Annotated in this window: 20 protein-coding genes; 15 read left to right on the top strand and 5 right to left on the bottom strand. The window is 42.8% G+C overall.

The features are described 5' to 3' along the window. Positions 1-8 precede the first annotated feature (8 nt). From L9Q40_RS19930 to L9Q40_RS19985, 12 genes are all read left to right on the top strand, one after another. Entirely contained in the window at positions 9-1,307 is a 1,299-nt protein-coding gene (locus L9Q40_RS19930; RefSeq protein ID WP_498794327.1) for a hypothetical protein, read from the top strand. Beyond that, positions 1,297-2,061, top strand: coding sequence for a hypothetical protein (locus L9Q40_RS19935; protein ID WP_498794328.1), 765 nt, complete (start codon positions 1,297-1,299; stop codon positions 2,059-2,061). The genes L9Q40_RS19930 and L9Q40_RS19935 overlap by 11 nt, the downstream gene beginning before the upstream one ends. A gap of 23 nt (positions 2,062-2,084) precedes the next feature. Further along, on the top strand, positions 2,085-3,401 hold the full coding sequence (locus tag L9Q40_RS19940) for a transglycosylase SLT domain-containing protein (protein WP_498794329.1): 1,317 nt from the start codon (positions 2,085-2,087) through the stop codon (positions 3,399-3,401). Positions 3,402-3,412: 11 nt separating this feature from the next. Then, complete coding sequence (locus tag L9Q40_RS19945; protein WP_498794330.1) at positions 3,413-3,991, top strand: hypothetical protein; 579 nt, start codon at positions 3,413-3,415, stop codon at positions 3,989-3,991. A gap of 145 nt (positions 3,992-4,136) precedes the next feature. Beyond that, the gene (locus L9Q40_RS19950; protein WP_329354113.1) at positions 4,137-5,027 is read left to right on the top strand and encodes an alpha/beta hydrolase; all 891 of its coding nucleotides are present in this window, start codon (positions 4,137-4,139) and stop codon (positions 5,025-5,027) included. 186 nt (positions 5,028-5,213) lie between these two features. After that, complete coding sequence (locus tag L9Q40_RS19955; protein ID WP_498794331.1) at positions 5,214-7,016, top strand: Lnb N-terminal periplasmic domain-containing protein; 1,803 nt, start codon at positions 5,214-5,216, stop codon at positions 7,014-7,016. Positions 7,017-7,020: 4 nt separating this feature from the next. After that, positions 7,021-7,461, top strand: a complete 441-nt coding sequence (locus L9Q40_RS19960; protein ID WP_020335405.1) for a DUF3015 family protein — start codon at positions 7,021-7,023, stop codon at positions 7,459-7,461. A 372-nt stretch (positions 7,462-7,833) separates the two neighbouring features. Then, on the top strand, positions 7,834-8,862 hold the full coding sequence (locus L9Q40_RS19965; protein ID WP_498794332.1) for a Gfo/Idh/MocA family protein: 1,029 nt from the start codon (positions 7,834-7,836) through the stop codon (positions 8,860-8,862). A 154-nt stretch (positions 8,863-9,016) separates the two neighbouring features. After that, positions 9,017-9,481, top strand: coding sequence for an Lrp/AsnC family transcriptional regulator (locus tag L9Q40_RS19970; protein ID WP_317587070.1), 465 nt, complete (start codon positions 9,017-9,019; stop codon positions 9,479-9,481). Positions 9,482-9,708: 227 nt separating this feature from the next. After that, the gene (locus L9Q40_RS19975) at positions 9,709-10,311 is read left to right on the top strand and encodes a YitT family protein (RefSeq protein ID WP_065301646.1); all 603 of its coding nucleotides are present in this window, start codon (positions 9,709-9,711) and stop codon (positions 10,309-10,311) included. A 14-nt stretch (positions 10,312-10,325) separates the two neighbouring features. Continuing rightward, on the top strand, positions 10,326-11,519 hold the full coding sequence (locus L9Q40_RS19980; RefSeq protein WP_081281074.1) for an amino acid aminotransferase: 1,194 nt from the start codon (positions 10,326-10,328) through the stop codon (positions 11,517-11,519). Positions 11,520-12,136: 617 nt separating this feature from the next. Next, the gene (locus L9Q40_RS19985; protein WP_243978715.1) at positions 12,137-13,273 is read left to right on the top strand and encodes a hypothetical protein; all 1,137 of its coding nucleotides are present in this window, start codon (positions 12,137-12,139) and stop codon (positions 13,271-13,273) included. 76 nt (positions 13,274-13,349) lie between these two features. Here the strand turns inward: L9Q40_RS19985 and L9Q40_RS19990 are convergent, their stop codons facing one another. Next, the gene (locus L9Q40_RS19990; RefSeq protein WP_498794333.1) at positions 13,350-14,381 is read right to left on the bottom strand and encodes an AraC family transcriptional regulator; all 1,032 of its coding nucleotides are present in this window, start codon (positions 14,379-14,381) and stop codon (positions 13,350-13,352) included. A gap of 184 nt (positions 14,382-14,565) precedes the next feature. Between L9Q40_RS19990 and L9Q40_RS19995 the strand changes: the two genes are divergently transcribed. Continuing rightward, positions 14,566-16,068, top strand: a complete 1,503-nt coding sequence (locus L9Q40_RS19995; protein WP_498794334.1) for a flavin-containing monooxygenase — start codon at positions 14,566-14,568, stop codon at positions 16,066-16,068. Between the two features lie 30 nt (positions 16,069-16,098). Then, positions 16,099-16,902 carry an alpha/beta hydrolase gene (locus L9Q40_RS20000; RefSeq protein WP_498794335.1) on the top strand — a complete coding sequence of 268 codons (804 nt, stop codon included), beginning with the start codon at positions 16,099-16,101 and terminating at the stop codon, positions 16,900-16,902. Positions 16,903-16,978: 76 nt separating this feature from the next. Here L9Q40_RS20000 and L9Q40_RS20005 read toward each other — a convergent pair whose 3' ends face one another. The 3 genes from L9Q40_RS20005 to L9Q40_RS20015 all read right to left on the bottom strand — a co-directional run bounded on the left by L9Q40_RS20005 (position 16,979) and on the right by L9Q40_RS20015 (position 20,522). Then, a complete protein-coding gene (locus L9Q40_RS20005) occupies positions 16,979-17,401 on the bottom strand; it encodes an Hsp20/alpha crystallin family protein (RefSeq protein ID WP_014234844.1) in 423 nt (140 codons plus the stop codon). 138 nt (positions 17,402-17,539) lie between these two features. Then, a complete protein-coding gene (locus tag L9Q40_RS20010) occupies positions 17,540-19,027 on the bottom strand; it encodes a sensor domain-containing diguanylate cyclase (protein ID WP_498794336.1) in 1,488 nt (495 codons plus the stop codon). 433 nt (positions 19,028-19,460) lie between these two features. Beyond that, on the bottom strand, positions 19,461-20,522 hold the full coding sequence (locus tag L9Q40_RS20015; protein WP_498794337.1) for a DMT family transporter: 1,062 nt from the start codon (positions 20,520-20,522) through the stop codon (positions 19,461-19,463). Here L9Q40_RS20015 and L9Q40_RS20020 point away from each other — a divergent pair. Continuing rightward, complete coding sequence (locus L9Q40_RS20020) at positions 20,468-21,256, top strand: AraC family transcriptional regulator (protein WP_014234841.1); 789 nt, start codon at positions 20,468-20,470, stop codon at positions 21,254-21,256. The two genes, L9Q40_RS20015 and L9Q40_RS20020, sit on opposite strands and share 55 nt — an antisense overlap. Positions 21,257-21,589: 333 nt before the next feature. On the opposite strand, the gene L9Q40_RS20025 is transcribed toward L9Q40_RS20020, so the two are convergent. Then, on the bottom strand, positions 21,590-22,828 hold the full coding sequence (locus L9Q40_RS20025) for an ISL3 family transposase (protein WP_498791601.1): 1,239 nt from the start codon (positions 22,826-22,828) through the stop codon (positions 21,590-21,592). Positions 22,829-22,830: the final 2 nt, after the last annotated feature.

A 22,830-nucleotide genomic window follows, 5' to 3' on the forward strand; every position in this document is an offset into this window, starting at 1 on the left:
GGATTATTATGTTTAAAAAATCACTCCTTTCATTGGTACTTGCGAGTGCCTTTAGTACTGCACACGCAAGTGCAGATTTTGATCTTAATGATCTCGTCCCTGCAACGAATACTGCTGAAACACAGGCTGTGAATACTGATAGTGTCAAAGAGGTTGGAGACGTAGTCGTTGCGGCTGACCCTAAAGCAGCAGTCCTTGTTTCTCACCAAAGCTTGATTGAAGAAGAAGGCGACGGCGTCAAAATGATCGCTGTCGGTTCTGGCATTGGTATTCTGTCTACAGGCTCTGGTAGCTACGAAACGTACGAAAACCGTAATGCAACGCTACTTTCTAAACGCGCGGCGTACATGAAAGCGTTCCAAATTGCTAAAAAGCAACTGGTTGAAAACATGGAAGGCATGAGCAATATGTGTGCGACTGCCATCAACGAAACCATGGATATTATTGATACCGCAACAGAAAGCACTGCGAATACAACAAGTATGATGAGTGATAACTGTGCTGAGTCAGTAAAGGGTGCGCTGGCTGGTTACGTAACTTTTGATGTCTTTGATGACCCAAGTGAGAACCTGGTTCGCGTTAGCTTAATTTCTACACCAAAAACTCGTGAACAAACCAAACGTAAAGTTGGTGCTATCACGCAAACTACTGAGCCAAACGTCATCTTCAAACAGATTATTGCCGAGCTCCAATCCGGTGTTTTACCTCCAGTTGGCGCGAAAGTCATTACCAATGCTGAAACGGGAGAGTCTTTTGTTCTGGGTTTTGGCTCTTCAATTATTCGCGATAACAAGAACAATGCCGTAAAACGCAAATTGCTTAATATGTCTAAATCTCAGGCACAGGCTAAAGCGCGTAATGGTTTGATCGCCGTAATGCAAGGTGAACAAGTTTTCTGGGAAGGTGGCTTCACAGAGAATCAGCTAGAGAAAAATGAACAGTTCGAATACGAACCAGATAGCATCAATCCAGCAGATGCGAAAGTGTTGGCAGAAAACAAGCACACTTTCCTAAACAACATGAAGAGTGCGGATTCATACAAGTCGTTTGCTTCGGGTAAAGTGCCTGCAGGCGTTTCTGTGAAAACCTTTAAGAGCCATGATGGCGACTGGATGCTAGCGGTAGCGGTTTACGCACCTTCTTTGGAAGCGGCAGCAAAACAAGCGGCAGCAGAAAACAAACAGCGTGTGCGAGAAGGCCAGACAGTAGGCACAAACCATAAGATCTCTACGACAGGTGGTTTGACTGATGGTGGCAACAATACTCAAGGCCCATCAGGCCAAGTGAGTAATGCGAATGATCTGTAACCGCAGATACGCGTTAATGCTGGCGGGCTGTATATGCCTGCCAGCCTTTGCTTCAGAACCGCAAACCTGGTCATTTAATGGCACAGATTATCTCGTTAGTGATCGTGATGCTGAAATTTCGGTCGTGGTGTCAAGAGAGCACGCACTGACAGCCAAGCAAATGAAATCGCTCTGTCGTAAAGGCTTAGGGCTGAGTTTGAGAAAGCAATATGAAGACAAGCTGGTTCAAGGAGAATGGATTAGCGAACGGCTTGATACCTGGCCGTTTGCGAACCTGACCTATGAGTTAACCAGTATACAGTTCTCATCGCTGGAGAAAGCTCAGGCTTCATGCTCTGCGGTTATTAATGATACTGGGTATAAAACCAACCTTCAAACGACTGCGCTGAACTACGCCATTGCGTATTACCAGACCGAGCAATTTGCGAAAATAAAGCCCATTCTGCCGTTGTTAATGAAAGACTCAAGCGTCGCTATGGACGCGGCAGGGATCGTTAGCTTGCTGCTGGCTCAGTCAGACACCGATAAGGCGGATAGCTACTATCAACAGTATGTAGATAAGCATCTTATTACGCGAAATGAAGTAAAAATCTGGCTTGCTCAATGGAAGTATGACCAAGGTAATCTTGAAGAGAGCCAGTTGCTTGCGAAGTCTTGCAGCAGTAAGCAATGTGAACGTTTAGTGCTGGATATCGAAGAAACTCTATTTGAGCAACAAGCGGAAAGCGCAGGGGATCTCTCCTCTTACTTTTGATGAGAAAGATGACGGTAGCAAGAATGATGAAACTAAAATATTGCGCACTGACAATACTATTGAACCTAACTGTCACGATGCCAAGTCATGCCAACGACCCGTTCGCGGAGTTAGATCAAGAGATAGAGCAGCTTACTGTTGACGATACGGCCGAGTTTGAGCAATGGTACGCAGCGCACATCAAAGAGTTCAACCAGTGGCAACAAGCGTATTTAGCAGACTGGGACAATAAACAAAAAGCATCCATTGAAAAATGGAGTGACAATAAAATCTCCTCACCAGAAGTTATTGTCGTTTACGACAAGAAACACGATGCGCGGACGGTTGTCGATTTGGAGAAAGGCGAAGTCACAGTAAGTTACCTGCCAAAGGATGAAACTGAAGCCAAAACAGGGAAGACTCAAGACGCCGACGTTGTTAATGCTGTGATTAAGAACAATGCCCAACTATGGGGAGAGGTTGGTGTACCGCAGCCTGCTGAAGCAAAGCCGACAACGGTTATTGTTGAAGAGGTGAAAGTTCAGGAAAAAACATTCGACCAAGTGAAGCAAGAAATTGAAGAACAGACAGAGCGCCAAATGAGTCAGTTAGACATGTTCGTCGCTCAAGAAGCTTCTGTACTAAGCGAACAAAAGGCTGAGCAACTTGTTTCTGAACAAAAAAATGAGATGAATAAGCAAAAAGAAAAACGCATCGTAAAGATGAAACAAGCGCTTATTCAGCAGGAGCAACAGCTGAAAAAGGCACCGCGCAAAGTGGTGGCTTATACAGTGAAGATCCCGAAGTCATCTCTCTCTGACCGAGCAAACAAATATTTACCTGCAATAAAGGAAGAGGCGGAAAAACGTCAGTTAGCACCGGCTTTAGTGCTTGCGATCATGCATGAAGAATCTCACTTTAATCCAAAGGCGAAATCTCACGTACCAGCGTATGGGTTGATGCAAATTGTCCCAACTACAGCTGGGCATGACGTAAACAAGCTTTATCGTGGTAAAGACAAGCCAATGCGTGAAAATGATCTCTATGATCCAGCGGTCAATATTGAAACGGGCAGTGCTTATCTGAAGATTTTACAAAGCCGATATTTGAAGGGGATCAAAGACCCTAAAAGTGCAACGTACAGCATTATTGCAGCTTACAACACAGGTTCTGGCAACGTTGCTAAAGCGTTTGGAGAGCGACGCGTATCCCGAGCAATAAAAAAGATTAATAGCATGAGTTCTGATGAAGTATATCAGCAACTTATCAAAAACTTACCTTACCAAGAGACGCGCAATTACCTCAAGAAGGTGAATGATAGAATGCAAACTTATCAAGCGCAGTCAAACTCAGTCATTTAAAAGGAATGGGGATGAAACATCATATTCTTACCGCGGCAATCGGTGCTCTGGTTTTATCGGGGTGTGCAAGTCAAAGTGCGCAAGTAGAAACAGCAAAAATTGAAACGAACACAGCAAACAATGTACCTAGCTGGGTTCTAAATCCGGCTTCGGCAAATGGCTTTGCGGCGTCAAACTGCGTGGAGTCATCAGGTAATTTTTCTATCGACCGTAATCACGCGGTTTCTTTAGCTCGTAATACACTCGCACAAAACTTAGATATCAAAGTGAGTGTGCTGGAGAAAAACTATCAAAAGATCAGCAGCTCTGTAGACGGACAATCTGCGGGCACTTCTTTTGAGCAGATCGCGAAACAGGTCTCGAATACTTCAATCCATCATAGTGAAGTAGAGCAGATCTCACTGGTTGAAATTGACGGTGCGAAGCAGGTATGTGCTTTGGTTGTCATGCCAGAAGTTGAATCTGAAAAGCTGTTTAATAGTGCGTTAACAGTGTCATCTATCGATCCAACCGATAAAGCGTCTCTTTATAAAGAGTTTGTTAGCCAGAAGACCACGAAACAATTAGAAGATCAGGCAGAAGCGCTGTAAGTTGTTTGTGGCCTATTAAGAAAGCGAGCGTGGGGCTCGCTTTGAATTTATATACGCGATTGCTTTTAAACACTTACTGGGCTTTGGAAGGGGATATTTACTAAATAAAAAGGGTACGTAAATTGTTCTAAACTTTGAGTACATCATGTCAGAGGTGCTCAAAATGGAGCGATATAAAAAAGCAACTGTTGGTCTCCTTGCTCTTTTTTTTCTTTTCGGCTGTGAAAGTCTATTTTTTTGGCCGACCAAAAATCTTGTTGGGTCACCGGAACACTTTAACTTCAGCAAACAAGATGTTTACTTCACGACAGAAGACGGTCTCAAACTGCATGGATGGCGGCTTCCTGCTGGTGGTAAAAGCAAGGTTGGAACCATATTTTTTCTACACGGTAATGCTCAAAACCTAAGTTATCATATCGCTAACTCCTACTGGCTTATTAATGAAGGGTGGGAAGTCGTAATTATTGATTACCGAGGATATGGATTGTCTGAAGGCGAGCCAGATATATCTTCGATACAAAAAGATGCTTTGGCTGGCTATCAATCAATTTTATCTGAGCGTGAAGATAATTTACCAATTATTGTCTGGGGGCAGAGTCTTGGAGCCACAGTTGCAATTAATATGGTAGCAGAGCTTTCTACAACAGATAAACCTCAAGGACTAATCGTGGATAGTGCGTTTAGCTCGCACCGAAAGATAATGCAAGAAACGCTAGGTAAGTCTTGGATTACCTGGCTGTTCCAATACCCTCTTAGTTGGTTTGTACGTACTGACTATTCGCCATCATTATTCGTTGGTCAGATAGAAGATGTCCCACTACTAATCGTTCATAGTGAACGAGATCCGCTCATTAATATTGAACACGCGAAGGAATTATATGAACTAGCTAACTGGCCTAAGGAACTGTGGATATCGGAACAGCCAGGACATATTAATATATGGGATGATCTAGTTTGGCGTGAAAAACTAGTTTGTCAGCTTGGGGATTGGCCCGATCTCAAACCAATGGAAAATGTATGTGAACATCACAATTGAAGTGATATTACTCACTAATGTATTAAGAAATCGATATTTTTTTCATAAATGCATTGAGTTGATTATGGAACAAAGTTAACATACTGCCATAATTATCTTGACGTATACAATTGGTTGAATTTTAAACATATTATTCTCTGTCTCGTTGTAAGTACTTGTGTTTCTTTATTAGGAATGAGCAGTAGTATGGCGAGCGATAGAGAGTTATTAGAAAAAGCAATACATGAATCGATAACTCGTGAATTAGCAGTGTCGAAAAAATGGCTAGGTCTTATCCATTTTGAAGATGGTGTAGTGTCTTCGAGAAGCTCAATAAACAATTCGGATTTCTTTTTATCCCCTTTAGGGTATAAAAGTCCACAAGCAGAATTAAAGGCAACATTAGATAAGTTTATTCATTCCCCTATAACTCAGTGTCGCTTTCCGGCAAGAGTGCTCTGGTTAAAGTCGGTTATGCCAAACTTGATATTGCCGCAAGTTCACTGTGCTGAATATGATTCATATATGAAGGCCTTTCGTACCGAAAGTGTAAGCGTTCTGTATGCCAGTGGCTACCTCGGAAACCCGGCCTCGATGTATGGCCATGTTCTTTTAAAGTTTAATGGTTCTGAGAATAACGATTTACTTGATAACACGTTCAGCTATGGCGCTATTGTATCTGAATCTGATAATAAGCTTACTTATATCTATAAAGGCATTATGGGAGGTTATCAAGGACATTTTGCTAACCAGAAATATCACCATCAAAGTTTAACTTACAATGAGTCTGAGTTACGTGATTTATGGGAGTACCGCCTTAATCTAACTCAGGACGAAATAGATCTGTTATTGGCTCATCTATGGGAGATTGAAAACTCGAGCATGACATACTATTTCTTCAAGCAAAATTGTAGTTATCAACTTGCAAAGTTGCTAGAAATTGTTGTCGATAGACCGCTGTTGGCACCAAATAAGTTATGGGTGATGCCTTACGATCTGATTATGATGCTTAATCAACCGGGTGCTGCCGATTATATTGACGATTTTATCTATCATGGTTCGCGCCAAGAAAATTTATACAATAGATATAAACAACTTAATGATAAAGAGAAAGACTGGGTTCAACGCATCATAAACCAGTCGTCTGAAAATACTCGGAGTTTGCTACTTTCAATTGGTGAAGTCTCTGCAAAGAGAATAATTGATACACTATATGACTACTATTCATTTTTAGATATAAAAAATGAAGGATTGTCTACCGAGCAAGCTAATAAACGGAAGCAGTTACTATTAGTACGGTTTGAACTGCCTCCTGAGAAAATTGAGTGGGAAGTATCGAAGAAGAAACCACCGCATGCAGCACAAAATACGGCAAAGCTACAGGTTTCTCAGCTTTACAATGAGTCATTTGGACAGGGTAATATATTACGATTCCGAGCCAATTATTATGACATGCTGAATTTGAATGCAGCTCGTATTCCATATTCAGAGCTAAGTACTTTGGACATTAGTTTTTTATACACAATGGAAACCGACGCATTAAGGTTGCGTGAGTTTTCACTTTTTAATGTGGTAAATCTAAATGTTTCTAAGACAGGGTTGCCAGGTGATGAATCCAACGCGTGGGCACTGAAAGCAGGATATAAACCAACGAGTTTGGACTGCATTAATTGTTCAGATATATATCTATCAGGATTTTATGGTAAAAGCTGGCTAATCAGGGACAATTTTGTCGGTTATTCGGCACTAGCTGGAGAATTTCAGTTTTCGGACTTCACAAATAGTAACTTGCTTGGTGGGCCGGAATTTGGATTGGTGTTGGATATAACACCTTCATGGGCGACGTCTTTAATTTTTGGTCGCTCTTATAACTTAATAAGTTTAGCGGAAAGCAAAAACTATTTATCTTGGGAGCAGCGCTTTTTAGAGAGTCGTGATTTCGACTTCAGAACCACTGTTCGTTATGACGAAGTTTTTGAATATGCTATCAACGTTTCAATGTATTGGTAAATAAATGAAAAAATTATTAGTAAGCGCAGTGGCGCTATCAACTCTATTGGCTGGCAACGCTGTGGCTGCAGATAAGGTTAACCCTTGGAAACACTGTGGTATTGGAGCTATGATTTTTGATAACAACGGTGCGGCGGCAGCGATATCAAACATTATTTGGGATTTAGGTACAACCGCTGTTTCATCTAAGGTGTCTTCTGAAGACTCTTGTGAAGGTGCAAACGTCAAAGCTGCTCAATTTATTCAAGACAATTACAATCAAGTTCTTGAAGAGACTTCTCAAGGCAATGGCGAACATGTGACAGCAATGTTAGACATGCTAAGTGTAGAAGAAGCTAAACAGCCTCAAGTTTTAGCGGCTATCCGTACTGAAATGGCTGGTAAAGTAGCGAATGAGCAAGCAACACCTGAAGCTTATTACAATGTGGTAATGGCTAGTCTCTAAGCATACACCGGACTTAAAAGTTTCTTTACGAGACTTAGTCAAATCAACTTAGCCCTGAGGTATCACTTTCTTTCAGGGCTAGGTTAAAAAGTTTTTGAGCTGATAAGGATTGTTTAAACTAAGGCTGATAACTTAGAAACCTCATTCTCATTGAGGAGACCAATAGACTTCGCCATTCCCTCATCTTTTAACTCAAGCCAACTATCTTTCAACCACTTCCATTCTCCATTACCAAAGCCGTTACGATTAACTATGCGTTAAATGAACGGTATCTCATTTGTAGCTAATGAGTGTTTTATGCAATCTATTGAGTTTTCATGTCAGATAGGTTTAGAGTGAATAAGGCCTAAGAATCAAACGGAGGAGTATTCTATGCGCATTGGATTAGTTGGTTACGGTGTTGGTGGTCAGTATTTTCATGCACCATTTATCGAGGCGTCAGAAAAGTTAGAACTGACAGGTATTGTTGCTCGCTCTGAATCTAAACGAGCACAGATCGAAAAAGATTTCCCAGGCATGCCGGTGTATGAGAGCTTAACAAGCATGATTCATTCAGGCACTGTGGATGCCGTTACCATCACGACTCCTCCTGAAACTCGTCGCGACTTAGTATTAGAAGCTATTGAAGCAGGGCTCCATGTTGTCGCAGATAAACCATTCGCACCGAATGCCCAAATTGCAAAAGGGTTGTTCGACGCGGCAATCGCAAAAGGAGTGGTATTGTGCGCTTTTCATAATCGCCGCTTTGATACTGATGTACGCACTCTACGTAAAGTAATGGATGATGGGCGCTTAGGTCGTATTTGGCGTATGCATTCTCGTTTAGATTGCGATGATCCAGTCACTCTTGAAGCTGGCCCAACCGGTGGGTTATTGCGCGACTTGGGAAGCCATGTTGTCGACCAGGCAATTTATCTCCTTGGCCCAGTGACTTCGGTCCATGCTCACCTGGATGAAGTTGAGCTTCCTGAAGGGCCAACTAACGCGAGTTTTGCGTTAACCTTAAATCATAAAAACGGTGCCACTTCGTATTTGTCTGCCAGTAAACTGAATCGTATTCAGATGAAAGAGTTCCTTGTGTATGCTGAGAAGGGAAGTTTCCAATCGCAAATGTCTGATGTTCAGGCTCAGGCTATATTCAGTGGTCAGCGCCCAGTCAATGATCCTCAACATTGGGGATATGAAGTGGAACAGCGTTGGCCGTTACTGCGAGACGAGAGTGGTGAACTCGCGATTCCTTCCGAGCAAGGTGCTTACTTTGATTACTACAATCAATTTGCTAAAGCGGTGATGGAAGAAGCAGAGCCTCCAGTATTACCAGAGCAAGTCCTACAGGTGCTGAAAATTCTTGATGCTGCTGTAGTGAGTGCTCAGGAAAACAGAGTGGTGACAATTGATTGAGAGTGTTCGCGCACCGATCACCAGTGACAACATTTTAAATCCTTTATCCCGAAATCATCTGGATATATAAAATCCAGCAATTCAGAACCGAAAAGTAGTCGAGGTTGCGAGGAGTTGTTACACTCACGAGCTGGTAAAAAGGAGTAAGCTTTACATGGCCAATGAACTGGATGACTACGACGTAAAAATTCTGCAGTTATTGCAAGATAATGGACGCCTGACAAATCAAGAGCTTAGTGAGTTGGTTGGGTTGTCAGCCTCGCAATGTTCTCGCCGTCGCATCACATTAGAAAACAATAACCTCATACTTGGCTATCATGCTCGCTTATCACCAAAAGCGCTAAAGCAGGAAGTGATAGCGATGATAGAGGTGAAACTTCTTAATCACGAAGCTGAGAAAACTCATAACTTCTTGAACTTTATTGATAATGAATCGTGTATTGTTGAAGTGTTTAAAACCACCGGAGATGCGGATTATCTTATAAAGTGCTTGGTCGCTGACCTGAATACGTTAAACGATTTGATCAACCGCATCTTCACTACTCAACTCATTTCCCATATTAAGACTTCCGTCGTGCTTGAGCGTGTAAAAGAGTACGGCACTACCCTCCAATCTTGATAAATGGTTGCACCAAAATAGCTCGCCCCCTGCGGGTTTGGTGCAATTAATTTTTAATCTATGCATGAAATCGTCATTTATATGTTTTTACTTGCACGATATATTTGTTGTGTTATTAATAATGCACAAATCACGCATGTTGTTGTGCGAGGGCAGTGATCAAGGAATAGGTTGATTGCTGGGGTGTAAGTGTTAGTTAAGGGATTAATAAAGTGTCAGAGGCGACAATGACGAACACAGACCATAAGTGGTTTGAAGACGTGTTCGCTCTTTTTATGGGAACAAGCTTAGTATCGTTTGGCGTGTTGTTTTTAAAACAAGTGGGAATGGTGACAGGTGGCACTGCAGGGCTATCTCTGTTCCTCAGCTACAACTTTCAATTGGAGTTTGGCACCATCTTTTTTTTGGTAAACCTACCGTTTTATTATTTGGCTATCCGTCGTATGGGTTGGTTGTTCTGCCTGAAAACCTTTACTGCAGTAGGTTTGGTCTCATTTATCACCAATACACAATCCAACTTTGTTGAAATCAGCAATGTGCACCCACTATATGGGGCGATTTTTGGCGGGTTTTTATTTGGTACTGGGTTTATCATCTTATTTCGTCACAAAGCCAGCTTGGGTGGCTTTAATATTCTAGCGTTATACCTTCAGGACAAAATTGGTTTACGCGCAGGCTGGTTCTTAATGGGCGTAGATGTGACAATTATGTTAGTGTCTCTATCCGTTGTCGGTTATGTCGAACTGGCTCTATCAATACTCTGCGGTGTCATATTGAACTTTATCATTGGTTTAAATCACCGTGCAGACCGTTATCAAGTTAATAATTAACAAGGAGAATTTCAGTGCTTAATCATGTAACAGCCTATGCCGGAGACCCAATATTGTCTCTGATGGAACAATTTATGGCGGATGAACGTTCTGAAAAAGTGAATTTAAGTATCGGCCTGTACTACGATGAAAATGGCAAAATTCCAACGCTACCATCTGTTGCAACTTCGCAGCAGCAGCTAGCCGCAGAAGAAAGTCAGCCTTGTATTTACTTGCCGATGGAAGGCTTAGCACCATATCGTGCTGCGGTTCAAGCTCTTGTTTTTGGTGAAAGTCACCCTGCGTTGGAAGAAAAGCGAGTAGCGACGATTCAATCACTCGGTGGTTCTGGTGCGCTGATGATCGGTGCGGATTTCCTTAATCATTATTTCCCAAACTCGAAAGTGTGGGTGAGCAATCCTACATGGGAAAACCACAATGCCATTTTTGCGGGTGCTGGATTCGAAGTAGGTACTTACCCGTACTTTAACCCAGAAACGAAAATGCTCGATTTCGATGGCATGGTTTCTCAGTTAGAAGCGCTACCTGCAGAGAGTATTGTTCTGCTTCATCCTTGTTGTCATAACCCTACGGGCGTTGATCTTACTAATCAACAATGGGACAAAGTGATCGAAGTGGTTAAAGCACAAAAGCTGATACCATTTTTCGATATGGCTTATCAAGGATATGGTGAAGGGATTGCTGAAGACGCTTACGTTATTCGTCAGATTTCTCTGGAAAAAGACGTAGTGAGCTTTGTAAGCAACTCATTTTCTAAAACTTTCTCACTTTACGGTGAGCGAGTTGGTGGTCTGTCTGTCGTATGTGGTAACGATGAAGAAGCATCCCGCGTGCTTGGGCAGTTAAAAGCGACGGTTCGCCGTAATTACTCAAGCCCGGCAAAACACGGCGCGGTTGTGGTTTCTAACGTGCTCAATACGGAAGAACTAAAAACTCAGTGGTTTGGCGAAGTAGAAGGCATGCGTAGCCGTATTCTGACGATGCGTGAAACCTTGCACGAACAGCTAAAAGCGTTACGTCCTGAAAAAGACTTCAGCTTTCTAATCAAACAAAAAGGCATGTTCAGCTACACGGGTTTCTCGCAAGCGACCGTTGAAAAGCTTCGTGAAGAGCACGGTATCTATCTGATTAACAGTGGCCGTATGTGTCTAGCAGGTCTGAACGAACAAAATGTTGCACGAGTTGCTGAAGCATTTGCTGCTGTTTAATAAGACATTAGATTAAGAATATACACCCAAGTGCTCTTAAGTTGCTTGGGTGTTTTTTTATGCTGTTAGCGAAGTGCATATTAGCCCCTGATACCCTTGCCTGAAAACAATTCAGATAGTTATCTTGGCCATATGAATTGGTATTAATAAATTTATCATTATCTATATAGCCAAAAAGAATAACTGCTATTAGATTAAAAAGTCTAAAATTTTAGAGTTCAAAACCCTTCTCATATCGTTAAACATCCATCTCTTTTAGGTCCGGTTTTATCGCTGTCTATTCGGGGCATACTTTAATGAATATCTCACTAACCTTTTGCAGCTAAAGGTGAATCTGACCAATTAGCCACCCTCGTTTGCTCCAACGGCTACTTTGGCTTGAAACTTTTGCATGCCATCCTATCGTGTTCTTTGCTTTATGAGAATTGAAGCGCTTCTCCTGCCTAGCACATCGTATGTTTACATTTAACCGTTTACGAGACGGTAAGTTTCATATTGTTATTACTATTTGATCTGATGCATATGCATATGGGTCACTACACTTTTACAAATGCTTAACAAATTAAATGGTTCAATGTCGAGCCATTTTAGTCACCACAAAACAAGGAAGAGCAGCTATGAACAAGACAATGCTTTTTGTTTTAATAAGTTCACTGTTGAGCACTGGCGCATGGGCTGGTCCGCCGGGAGAAAATACGCATGGTAGTACAACGATTTCGGTATCTGAGAGTATTCTAGGAGCGGATACATGCATAAATCCAGCCTCTGCCATGGCAAATGATTCAGATAGCGATGTATCAGCTGATGCTTTAGCTTACGCGATGTCCGAGGCTTCTTCATATATCGACATCAGTTATTCTGGGGGCGTGACTCTAGACTTAACAAGGCACGGAAACAATGGCGCTGTACATCAGGTCGAGTTAAACGCGAGTATGGGAAGTGGTACTCTTTTTGCCCAAGTGGCTGAGTCCGACACAGAAGGGGATTCAGAGGCTTCTGCTTATACTAGTGCAGAAGCGGAAGCCGCAGCTACGATGATTGCACAAGCCTACATGAGTGTATTCCAAGGTATTAATGAGGATATTGACCTCGTAGTAACAGAGATCACCATTAAGATTGGTACCGAAGCGACAGCATCAGCTGTTGCCGGAGTTGAAGGCTCAGCAGAGAGCGAAGCAGTCGCAGAGTCTGAAGCTAGTGCGGATGGCGATAGTTCTGCTTCTGCAAGTGCAACTGGCGGAGGTATATCGTCGAGTGGATCTTCATTCTATGTACAAGGAGCCAATATCGAAGAGTTTACAACACAACTGGGTGTTGCAAGCGGTACTGTATTCAATGTTCAGACTTCAGCTCTTGCGCAAGTATACGCTGACGCGATGGCAACATCATTCGTTTACGCCATGGCAGAAGCATCAGCTCAAGCGCAGGCCGCTGGCAAGCTTACGTTTGAATGGGACTTACCTGTTTTAGGGACAGGTTCGTTACCCATTGTGACCGCTTTTGACTCTGCGGCTGATGTCGCGCAACAAATAGCAGATGCCACTCAAGAGATCATTTCGTATGCGCAAGCTGCCGCTACCTCTTCTGCAAGCGCTTTAGGTGGTTCTTCCGTTAACATGAATATGATGGTTCATTATGAGAATCTACCTGGTACCGAAGATTTATTGGAAGTCGTGGGAGGTGGTAGCCTTGCTTTAGACTGTTCTCAAGCTTCGGCCAGTGCGACTGCAAGTGCAGAGGCTGAGACTAATTAGAGACTTAGTTTAGCCAAAACAAATACCAAGTCATCCAACGCATGAGTTGGATGACTTTTCTTTTATGTTCGGATAGCTATTTAAAATCAAGCTCTTCCAGAAGCTGGGCTCGGTAAGCTCGCGGAGTGACTCCAAACCAAACCCGACAGGCGCGGTTAAATGTGGCTTGTTCTGAGTAGCCTAGTAGTCCACTGATCTGACTTAACTTTAGGTTTGGATCTTTCAAATACTTGGTCACGATAACTTGCCGCTCACTCACTAATATTTGCTCGTAGGTAGTACTCTCTTGGGCGAGTTTTCGTTGCAGTGTTCGCTTGTGCATAGAAAGGTGAGAAGCGATGTTTTCACTGCTACATTGGCCTGTGGGAAGGAGACCTCTAATGAGTCTTCTTACATCATCAGAAACGGAACTGGCAAAGGGAATGGGTTGTGATTCCAGGTAGTGCCTTGCCAGTTTACAGGTTTGCTCATCTTCGCTGGATAGCGGAGTCGCGAACGCCGACTCTGGGAGAATAAATCCGCACCAGTTCTGATTAAACTCGACTGGACAGCCAAATACGTTTTGATACGACGCCTCATCTCCCAGCCGAGAGTGCATAAAGTGCGCAGAGATGGGTTTAAAGTCGTTTCCGCATAATAACTTAATCACCTGCATCGCATTCGCCAATCCCAGCTCATAGCACTGTACAGAGTAGTCAATGCCACGACCCTGCACGCAGTATTCCAACTTTATTGTTCGGGCTTGTCCCTTTGTTTGAACGATTTGTTTTGTCGTTAATGCTGAACAATGCAGGTGTAAATAATTGGAAATATTTTCCAGTGCATCACCAACCGTCGCCGAACTGCGTGCAATCACCGAAATCGGGCCAAGAATGCCCATACCCTGATATTCAGCGAGTCTCAGGCCGAAGTCCGGGCAATCGAGAGCGGTTACCGTGTCTTCCAGCAAAGCAATCATATTACGAAAGATGAGGAAGGAATCCTCATCCCGTTTGTCTGCACTAGGGATGTGATATTTCGACAGCAGATAGAGAGGATCTCCACCCAAAGATTGCGTGAGATTATCGTATCCGCGAAGGTTTGTCGCTCTAATTAGAATATGCACCATGACTCCCTTGTCTCTATTTTTCCATTCTATCGCTGATACAGTTCAGTTAAAAATATGGAATTAACATTTTAGTAACATTGTCGTGTTTTATCAAAAAATAGTCGTCATTCATCAATATTGTTTGCCTTACTTTCTGAAATATTGAGCAATGTTTAGTCAATAATAACGACAAAAGGAAAACGTTATGACCGCTGCGCACTACGACACTATCATCATCGGAGCCGGACTTTCAGGGATTGGAACAGCTTGCCACCTAGCCTCTGAGCACCCTGATAAAACATTGGCGATTTTAGAAAGAAGGGAACGAATGGGAGGTACCTGGGATTTATTTCGCTACCCAGGAATTCGTTCTGATTCAGATATGGCGAGTTTCGGGTTTGACTTTAAACCTTGGTATTCCGATAAAGTTCTGGCAGAAGGAACAAGCATCCGGGAGTATGTTGCGGAAACGGCTGAAGAGTTTGGCTTTGACGACAAGGTGCAATACGGTTTGGCAATCACTTGTGCAGACTGGTCTGACGCTAAACAGCGATGGACTGTGACCGCTACGCACGAGTCGTCAGGTGAGGAAAGAACATTTACTTGCTCGTTTTTGATCAACTGCGCTGGCTACTACAATTTTGATAAAGGGCATCGACCACATTTTGAAGGAGAGGAATCGTTTAAGGGCGATATGGTTCATCCTCAGTTTTGGCCTGAGGATTTTGATTATTCGAACAAGAAAGTGGTCGTCATTGGTAGTGGTGCAACAGCCATAACACTTTTGCCGAGTATGGCGGAAAAAGCTGCTGGTGTGACTATGCTCCAGCGCTCGCCAAGCTACATTATGGCGGTTCCGAATACGGATAAAATTTCTGTTTTCCTTAATCGTTTTTTACCGAAAAAGTGGGTGTTCAATCTGATCAGAAAACGCAACATTCTCATGCAACGAGGTATGTATCTGGCGTGTAGAAAATGGCCAGAAAGAATGCGTAAAGTGTTGCTATCGCATGTTCGTAAGCAAGTTGGTCCAGAATTTGATATGAGTCACTTCACGCCGAATTACAACCCATGGGAGCAGCGCTTGTGTGCAGCGCCAGGCGGTGATTTTTTCAAAACCTTGCGTTCAGGTAAGGCGAATATCGTCACTGATCATATCGAACACTTTACGGAAAAAGGCATTAAGCTGAAATCTGGACAGTACCTAGAGGCTGATGTGATTGTGACCGCAACAGGTTTGGATATCCAGTTAATGGGGGGCATGGAGTTTTTGCTAAATGGCGAGCCAATCAACGTTCCGAATCGCATGATATATAAAGGGATCATGATTGAAGGGGTGCCAAATTATGGTTGGATATTTGGCTATACTAATGCGCCATGGACGTTAAAAGCGGATATCGGCGGACGTTATTTGTGTCACTTGTTTAGTCATATGGAACAACATGGTTTTGCCGCTGTTCGACCTGTGGACAACGATAATGCCAACACGGGTGTCAGCATGCTAGATGGCTTTGCGCCGGGTTATATGGAGCGGGCCAAAGAAAGAATGCCGAGACAAGGAAAAGAAGGGCCTTGGGTTGTCACTATGCACTATGGAAAAGACAAAAAAGCGTTGACTGAAGATCCTATCGAAGATGGCGTTTTACAGTTTTCTCCTGCTGTAAATCAAGATAAAGCAATGGTTCAGGAAGTTGAAGCGACAGCATAAGACGACTTACCTTAAGTGAAGGACTTGAATATGAAAATACCTGATAGCACTAAGCCGCCAGTGGTACTTATTCCCGGAATGTGGAGTATGGGAGAAACCTTATCAGAAGTACAGCAGGCTTTTGTAGCGCAAGGTTATGAGGTGGATTCTCTTTGTCTTCCTGAGCACAAGAACAAGCTCGAATACAGTCAAGCGGATAAAAGCCGACTTGCTACGACTACATTACAAGACTACGTGGATTTCATCGTTGCCAGAGTTAAGTCGCACGATCTTGCCCCTATTTTGGTTGGGCATTCAATGGGAGGATTGTTAGCACAATTAGTGGCGGCTAGGGTGCCAGTCAGTAAATTAGTGCTGCTCTCATCTGCCGCTCCTGGTGGCATTAATAGTTGGAGTTGGTCGGTTATTCGTACATTTGGGCTCAACTTATTGTCATTTCCACTTTGGCGTAAAGTCACGGAAGTTGGCGAGAGTAATGTCCGCTATGGCATTGCTAATTCTCAAAGTGACTCTGTTCAAGAGCAAATCCTGGACAATATGACCTTTGAGTCGGGCATGGCAACGTTTCAGATTGGCGTTGGTGGCTTTTTCAAAAGTGGTTTTTCACGGGTTGATGCAAAGCAGGTGACGTGTCCAATACTGGTATTGGGCGGAACCGCAGATCGTATTACGCCTATCAAGGTGCAACGCGCTATCGAGAAAAAGTATGGGAAACAGGCTACTCTGGTCGAATTACCAGAGGTATGTCACTGGACAATAGGGGGAAGCAATTTACCCCACGTTACATCGGTGATCTTTGACTGGCTTGATGAACAAATACACATTGCCGCGTAGATACAGCGTTTTTATATTGAACTGCATGTTTGAAAAATGCCCTCCTGTTAAAGGAGGGCATTTTGTTTACTCTTAGCTAGCGAATTGGAATCTTGTGTTCTTCTTCGCTGTGTCCGGCTAGTTTAGGTACCACGACAGTCAAAACACCGTCGGAAAAATCAGCGCTAATTTCTTCGACATTAATGTTGTTACCGAGCGTAAAACTTCGAGACATTTTGCCACTGTAGCGTTCACTGTGGACTACTTTACCTTCTTTTTCTGTCTCTTTTTTAGTTTCGATACTGGCTTCGATGGATAACACACCTTGCTGGCAGCTAAGTTTGATATCTTCTTTTTTCACTCCCGGCAAATCGGCAGTGACTTCGAAAGCTTGGTCTTTCTCGACGATATCAACTCGTGGTGAAAAAGACCCTTCTTCGAATCGTGTCCTCAATGCAGGAAATGAATTGTCAATGAACCGGGAGAAATCTGCCCAGCTATCACGAGGAACCAAGCTCATAAGTGCCTCCTAATTCACTCTTTCCTAACATCACTATAAGTGTAATTCGGGCGTGCGAATTTTCAGGAAAAATTACTGCTCTGTTTGATAAATATCAAATATTCAGCGGGAGGTTTTTAACTCTCAAAAAACGTCCTACTACTTAATCTCAGACCATTTTGTTGTTTGATTTCGCCCCTGCCTTTTAGATGTATAAAGCGCTTCATCTGCTCTGTCTACAATGCTATCTATGTTCTTATCACTTGGATGTAATTCGGCCACACCCAGACTGATTGTAAGTGGTTGACCCGGACTGAATAGGAATGACTCTGTTTCTTTTCGTATCGACTCAGCCACTTTCACCCCGTTATCTTCCGATGTGTTGGGCAGTAGAATAATGAACTCTTCGCCCCCCCATCGTGCCAAAATATCACAATGCCTTATTCGATTTGACACAAGCTCACTCAATTCTTTGAGGTAGACATCACCGACATTATGCCCAAACTGATCATTAATGGATTTGAAATGGTCAACATCAAACAGGATGATGCTAAAAGTAGAGGTGAGGTTTTTACCCTGTACAAATTCATATTGTAAGTGCTCGGTGAACTTGTTGCGGTTGAATACTTGAGTAAGAAAGTCGGTATTCGAAGCAGTAGTGAGCCTTTGATTATGTCTGTGGCTAGCGAATATGCTCCAAGCGGTCACGGCAGAAACCAACAAGATAAGTAATAGGTATATCAGATAGTTATTGCAAAGCTCTTTCAGCCTCGCGTCTTGCGTACTGGAGATTAAGTACGCAACATGTTCACCCTTGATATTTTTAATGGATAAAAAGCTCAGTATGTATGTATTGTCACCGATAGTAATATCGTGGGAGAAGCTATGTTCGTCTAGGGTTAGTGAGCTTAAAGACTTTTTAAGCGTGTCCGCGTTGTCTAACAAATCTCTGTATTTTATTTTCGGTAAATGTTGTTCGAATACGGCTTTATCAAAATAGTAGTTATCGGATAAAAAGCTGTTTAGATAATTGTATGCCATGTCGTCGAAGAGCTTAGACTCTACGGTCGATTTGTTGATGATAAAATGGAAATCATCATCGGGGTACAATTCAAACAGTAAGTCGACGATGCTACCCATGGAAAGAGACACTTCTAATGTACCAACTTGTTTATCGTGATCGACAACCGGGTACACGAATCGGTAACCATTAAATATCCGGCCTTCTTCGAAGCCTTCGACAAAGCGTTCTTCGACATTCGCTAATCTGACGGATTCTCTTATGGAGAATAGGTTATCGCCAAACTTTTCTGGTTTATGAACTCTTAGGAAACTGTCGCCATTTTTGAAGTGAAAATGCAGTTGCCTAAAATTGTACTCCTTTAACAAGGCGTAGTCTTTTTTCAACAACTGGTAGATCTTCTGTCTGTTTTTGTTCCTAACTTCTTCACCAGAATAAGCTGCAGCCGCGAATAAAGGGACGATTTCCTTATCTCTCTCGATTTGTTTAAAGACATAGTGAGAAAACTTGCGATATACACCAATACTCGACTGAACTTTGGATTCAAACGTTGTGGAATAGTTGTTAAGGATAGTTGATTTCTGCTCGTGATAGCTGTCGAAGAGCAAAATGAATAAGGAGACCAAAAAGAGGCCAAGTGCAGCATAGCGGGTGGTTAATTTATGGGGTGTTAACCGAGAAAATTTAGGCGTATTTCGTGGCGACAAACGCTAGCCTCTAAAACTTTAAAAAATAGATTATGACAGTAGGGGCATAGTACAAAGATGTTATTAAATTTAATAGGTTTTTTAGTATATTGTTAGATTGCGATCAGGTTTATGTTTTCCGAAAAGCACATCTTTTTGTGCCCAAACATAGCGCCCACCAGAACCGTGGTTGAGCGCTATCGAATCTCGTTCTTATTAGTCTGTGTATAATGGTCCAATTCATTCAAGTTTGTGCTGCAATGTTAGCGATAGGATGAATCAAAGAGCCCTTTTAGGCGCTTCTGTTATTACGCGTCGAAGGTTAAATGCTACTCCCTCAGTTCAGCACGAACTTCTCTACAATCTAATTCGTTTATGAAATGGTCGCTGAAGACAACTCTTGGGTGTGTTTGCTGTTTTTACGGCGCACTTTGATCTGCGAGAGAATAACACCGGAAATAACAAATAAGCCGCCAACAATATGGTAGAGATGAACTTCTTCGCCTAGTAATGTCGATGCTAACGCCACTGCGACCACAGGCATTAAATTCATGAACATGGCGCTGGAGTCAGCACCGATTAAATCTATTGCTTTCACCCACATTAGTGGAGCGAAAATTGAGGCTGCAATGCCTGCGTAAGCAATCATCGGGAATGCTTCTTGGCTAGGGAGAAGATGATCACTGGTCAACCACAGTGGTGCCAGCATGATCACTGAGAAAAATCCTTGCATGTAAACCAAAGTCAGGCTGTTAAATGGCATCTTCCAGCGTTTAAGTAGCACGCAGTAAGTTGCGTAAACCAAGGCGGCAAGTAACATCAAACTGTCACCTTGAGTCATGTCCTGATGTAAGAAATAGGTGATGTCTCCGTGGCCAAGCATAAAGGCTAACCCTAACAATGAAATTAAGCCGCCAACGATACTCAATTTAGAAATCGACTTACCTAACAGAGGCACACTCAGAAAGACGCTAATAAGCGGAACCAATGACGTAATCAGTGCCATGTTAGAAGCCGTGGTCGTTAAACCAGCGTAATAACCCAGTGATTGATTTAAAACCATACCGAGCATAGCGAGACAAGCCAATTTACTGAGATAAGGGCGAATAACGTGACGCTGCTTAATCACAGCTGGCAGACAAAACGGTGTCAGTATCAGCAATGCGATAAACCAGCGGTAGAAACTCATTGCACTCGGTTCAATTGCGCTGGCTGCCATTTTGTTGACGATAGCATTCCCACCCCAAATCATGACGGTAAAAAACGGAAGTAAATAAACCATAAAAATCCTATCGCACAATAATTGATGACGATAGTCTGGCAGGTCTTTATAATGAAAAGTATCTCCTAAAAGACATAGTGAGCGATAGGAAGACAATTTTGAAAAAGAGTTCGCGAAACCTCCACCCTTCATTATCAATTGATAGGGCACCATCCGATGTATTTATGAATTTCGAAGCGTTTTTGTCGAATACAGAGACTCGAATTCACAGCCATCCCTGGGGGCAGGTACAGTTGATCAGTGGTGGCATCTTGGAAATTGATGCAGAAGACACTCGCTTTTTAGCACCACCTCATTTGGCTATCTGGGTGCCTGCGGGAATTCGTCATACCAGTTATAACAGAAAGCCGATCGAGTATTGCTCGCTAAATATTTCTCCTGAATTGACGGCACATTTTCCGACCAAAACCAGTTTGATTAAGGTTACGCCAGTCATAGCTGCGATTATTGAGGATTTTCGCCAACGAGATATCAATGTCGCGCATAGTGATGAAGACAAACGTCTAGTGCAGGTACTGCTCGATCAACTGGCAAAACAAGAAGTGGAGCACCATTTCTTACCGACTACCGATAACAAGTATCTGGAACCTATCCTTAAAGCGGTAGAAGAATCTCCCACGGATGAAATCAGTTTGGCAGAGTGGGCCGTAAAGGTGCACACCACCGAGAGAACGCTAGCGCGTCATTGCCAGAGTGAACTAGGGATGAGTTTTACAGAATGGCGATTACGTGTCCGCTACCTGCATTCTATGGAGCTGCTACGCAAGGGACAAACGGTAAAAGAAGTCGCATTGACCCTAGGTTACAATCAGGCGAGCCCTTTTATTGCAATGTTTAAGAAATACTCCGGCATGACACCGGAGCAATATAAGAATCGTTTGTTATAGCAGGCATACCAATTAATTGAGGGTAATCGAAGGTTGGTCTACCTTCGAACTATCATCGGAAAGCTTTATCCAAAGTTTAGAACGTCTCAGCAAGCTTGGGGTCACTATCGGAGAATGATTTATATAACAATTATTTAAGCTTCAAGGTGCTTTTTATAATCAGCTAGAAACGATTTACCCCAACTTACCACAAATAGAGATTTTGGTGGAAAATCACCAAAGGGGTGTCAGACCGATATGTTGTGGCACGTTCGTGTCCCGTTATGAGTTTTGTTAATGGTATTTTGTTCTATCAGTCTCCGCGCTTTCCCTATTTAAAGGGTTCTTCTCCGCTTAGGTGAGCTTGATATTTGGGTAAAAAGTTGAGTGGGTATCAGGAACCGATGTTTGTCTGATCTTCAACTTAAAATAATCTGTATCTCTTACTCCTCTGGCTCTTCGTCTGAGTAACCCTATAGATACATTGCCAGCCTCAACCCGAGCGTTGGTCAGCTTGTATTTTGCGTAGTTACAGATACCTACTTTTCTTTCTAATATTGAGTCTGCAAAGCTGCTTAGTGACATTATCCGAGTTGACTTTGCTAGACGGCACCAAGCTTCAAGAGCGGCTGTCATGGTCTCGTAACAAGGCTCATCCCATATCGCTTGTAGCTGCTCTTTTAGCATATAAATCACGCACAACGTCTTGTTACTCTCAAGTAAATCGTCGAGTCTGTCAGACTGCTTGTCATCCAATTTCTGTGCATTTTTCAGTAGGAGGAAGAGTGTGCCTTTAAGCATCCTTTTCTCATCGTGCGAGCCAATCCTAAAAGCTTTCGCTCTCTCTTTTCTGATTAAAATGCAGTAGTTTTGCATCACATGGAATCGGTCAAAAACGATGTCTGCATGAGGTAACATTTTTCTTACCGCTGATTGGTAAGCTTGCCCCATATCCATTGATACCGCTTTAATTCCAGCCTTTGTTTCCTCTGATAGTTGCTCGAAAAATGAGATAAGGACTTCTGCTTTTCGTCCATGTTCTACCCAAATTAAATGACCAGAAACAAGGTCGTAAACGACGGTCATATAATCGTGTCGTTTAGCTCTAGCTACTTCATCAACGCCAATGTGGAGTAAGTTCTTTAGTTTCTCGGGTTCTAAAGCTGGCAGGCTTGAACGCAAGTATTCTCTATCGATGTTTTTGACTGTTTCCCACCGAATACCTAAATGCTGAGACACGGCATGTATGCTCATGTGGCGGCATAATCCACTGATAAACTTGCAAAAGCGAGCGGTATAGCGACCTCCTTTAGAGACATAGTCAGTATCTTCAATTAGCCGTCTTCCGTCTTTATCTCTGGTTTTAGCCAGTTCAACTTCTATCGTGCATGGCCGTCCGCTAACAGGCAGATCCTGAAGTCGTCTTTTGACATAGTGGTCTACGGTGCAGGTTGCACCTGTGATTGGATCTTTGACCTTATATCTTCGGTCTCGACGGCAACGAACGAAAACTGATTGGGACACTTCTTCTATTGAACAAGATTCGACACACTGACCTTTAAAGCAAAACAACGAGGAATACAAAGACGACAAAA

It is taken from the genome of Allocatenococcus thiocycli (genome assembly GCF_921292965.1).
Classification (GTDB): domain Bacteria; phylum Pseudomonadota; class Gammaproteobacteria; order Enterobacterales; family Vibrionaceae; genus Vibrio; species Vibrio natriegens.

Excerpts from the sequence above, each read along its gene's own strand:
- L9Q40_RS19985 (WP_243978715.1), top strand. The coding sequence starts at position 12,137 with ATGAACAAGACAATGCTTTTTGTTTTAATAAGTTCACTGTTGAGCACT.
- L9Q40_RS19945 (WP_498794330.1), top strand. The coding sequence starts at position 3,413 with ATGAAACATCATATTCTTACCGCGGCAATCGGTGCTCTGGTTTTATCG.
- L9Q40_RS19990 (WP_498794333.1), bottom strand. The coding sequence starts at position 14,381 with ATGGTGCATATTCTAATTAGAGCGACAAACCTTCGCGGATACGATAAT.
- L9Q40_RS19960 (WP_020335405.1), top strand. The coding sequence starts at position 7,021 with ATGAAAAAATTATTAGTAAGCGCAGTGGCGCTATCAACTCTATTGGCT.
- L9Q40_RS19955 (WP_498794331.1), top strand. The coding sequence starts at position 5,214 with ATGGCGAGCGATAGAGAGTTATTAGAAAAAGCAATACATGAATCGATA.
- L9Q40_RS19965 (WP_498794332.1), top strand. The coding sequence starts at position 7,834 with ATGCGCATTGGATTAGTTGGTTACGGTGTTGGTGGTCAGTATTTTCAT.
- L9Q40_RS19935 (WP_498794328.1), top strand. The coding sequence starts at position 1,297 with ATGATCTGTAACCGCAGATACGCGTTAATGCTGGCGGGCTGTATATGC.
- L9Q40_RS19995 (WP_498794334.1), top strand. The coding sequence starts at position 14,566 with ATGACCGCTGCGCACTACGACACTATCATCATCGGAGCCGGACTTTCA.
- L9Q40_RS19970 (WP_317587070.1), top strand. The coding sequence starts at position 9,017 with ATGGCCAATGAACTGGATGACTACGACGTAAAAATTCTGCAGTTATTG.
- L9Q40_RS19950 (WP_329354113.1), top strand. The coding sequence starts at position 4,137 with ATGTCAGAGGTGCTCAAAATGGAGCGATATAAAAAAGCAACTGTTGGT.
- L9Q40_RS20000 (WP_498794335.1), top strand. The coding sequence starts at position 16,099 with ATGAAAATACCTGATAGCACTAAGCCGCCAGTGGTACTTATTCCCGGA.
- L9Q40_RS20015 (WP_498794337.1), bottom strand. The coding sequence starts at position 20,522 with ATGGTGCCCTATCAATTGATAATGAAGGGTGGAGGTTTCGCGAACTCT.
- L9Q40_RS19930 (WP_498794327.1), top strand. The coding sequence starts at position 9 with ATGTTTAAAAAATCACTCCTTTCATTGGTACTTGCGAGTGCCTTTAGT.
- L9Q40_RS20005 (WP_014234844.1), bottom strand. The coding sequence starts at position 17,401 with ATGAGCTTGGTTCCTCGTGATAGCTGGGCAGATTTCTCCCGGTTCATT.
- L9Q40_RS19975 (WP_065301646.1), top strand. The coding sequence starts at position 9,709 with ATGACGAACACAGACCATAAGTGGTTTGAAGACGTGTTCGCTCTTTTT.
- L9Q40_RS19940 (WP_498794329.1), top strand. The coding sequence starts at position 2,085 with ATGATGAAACTAAAATATTGCGCACTGACAATACTATTGAACCTAACT.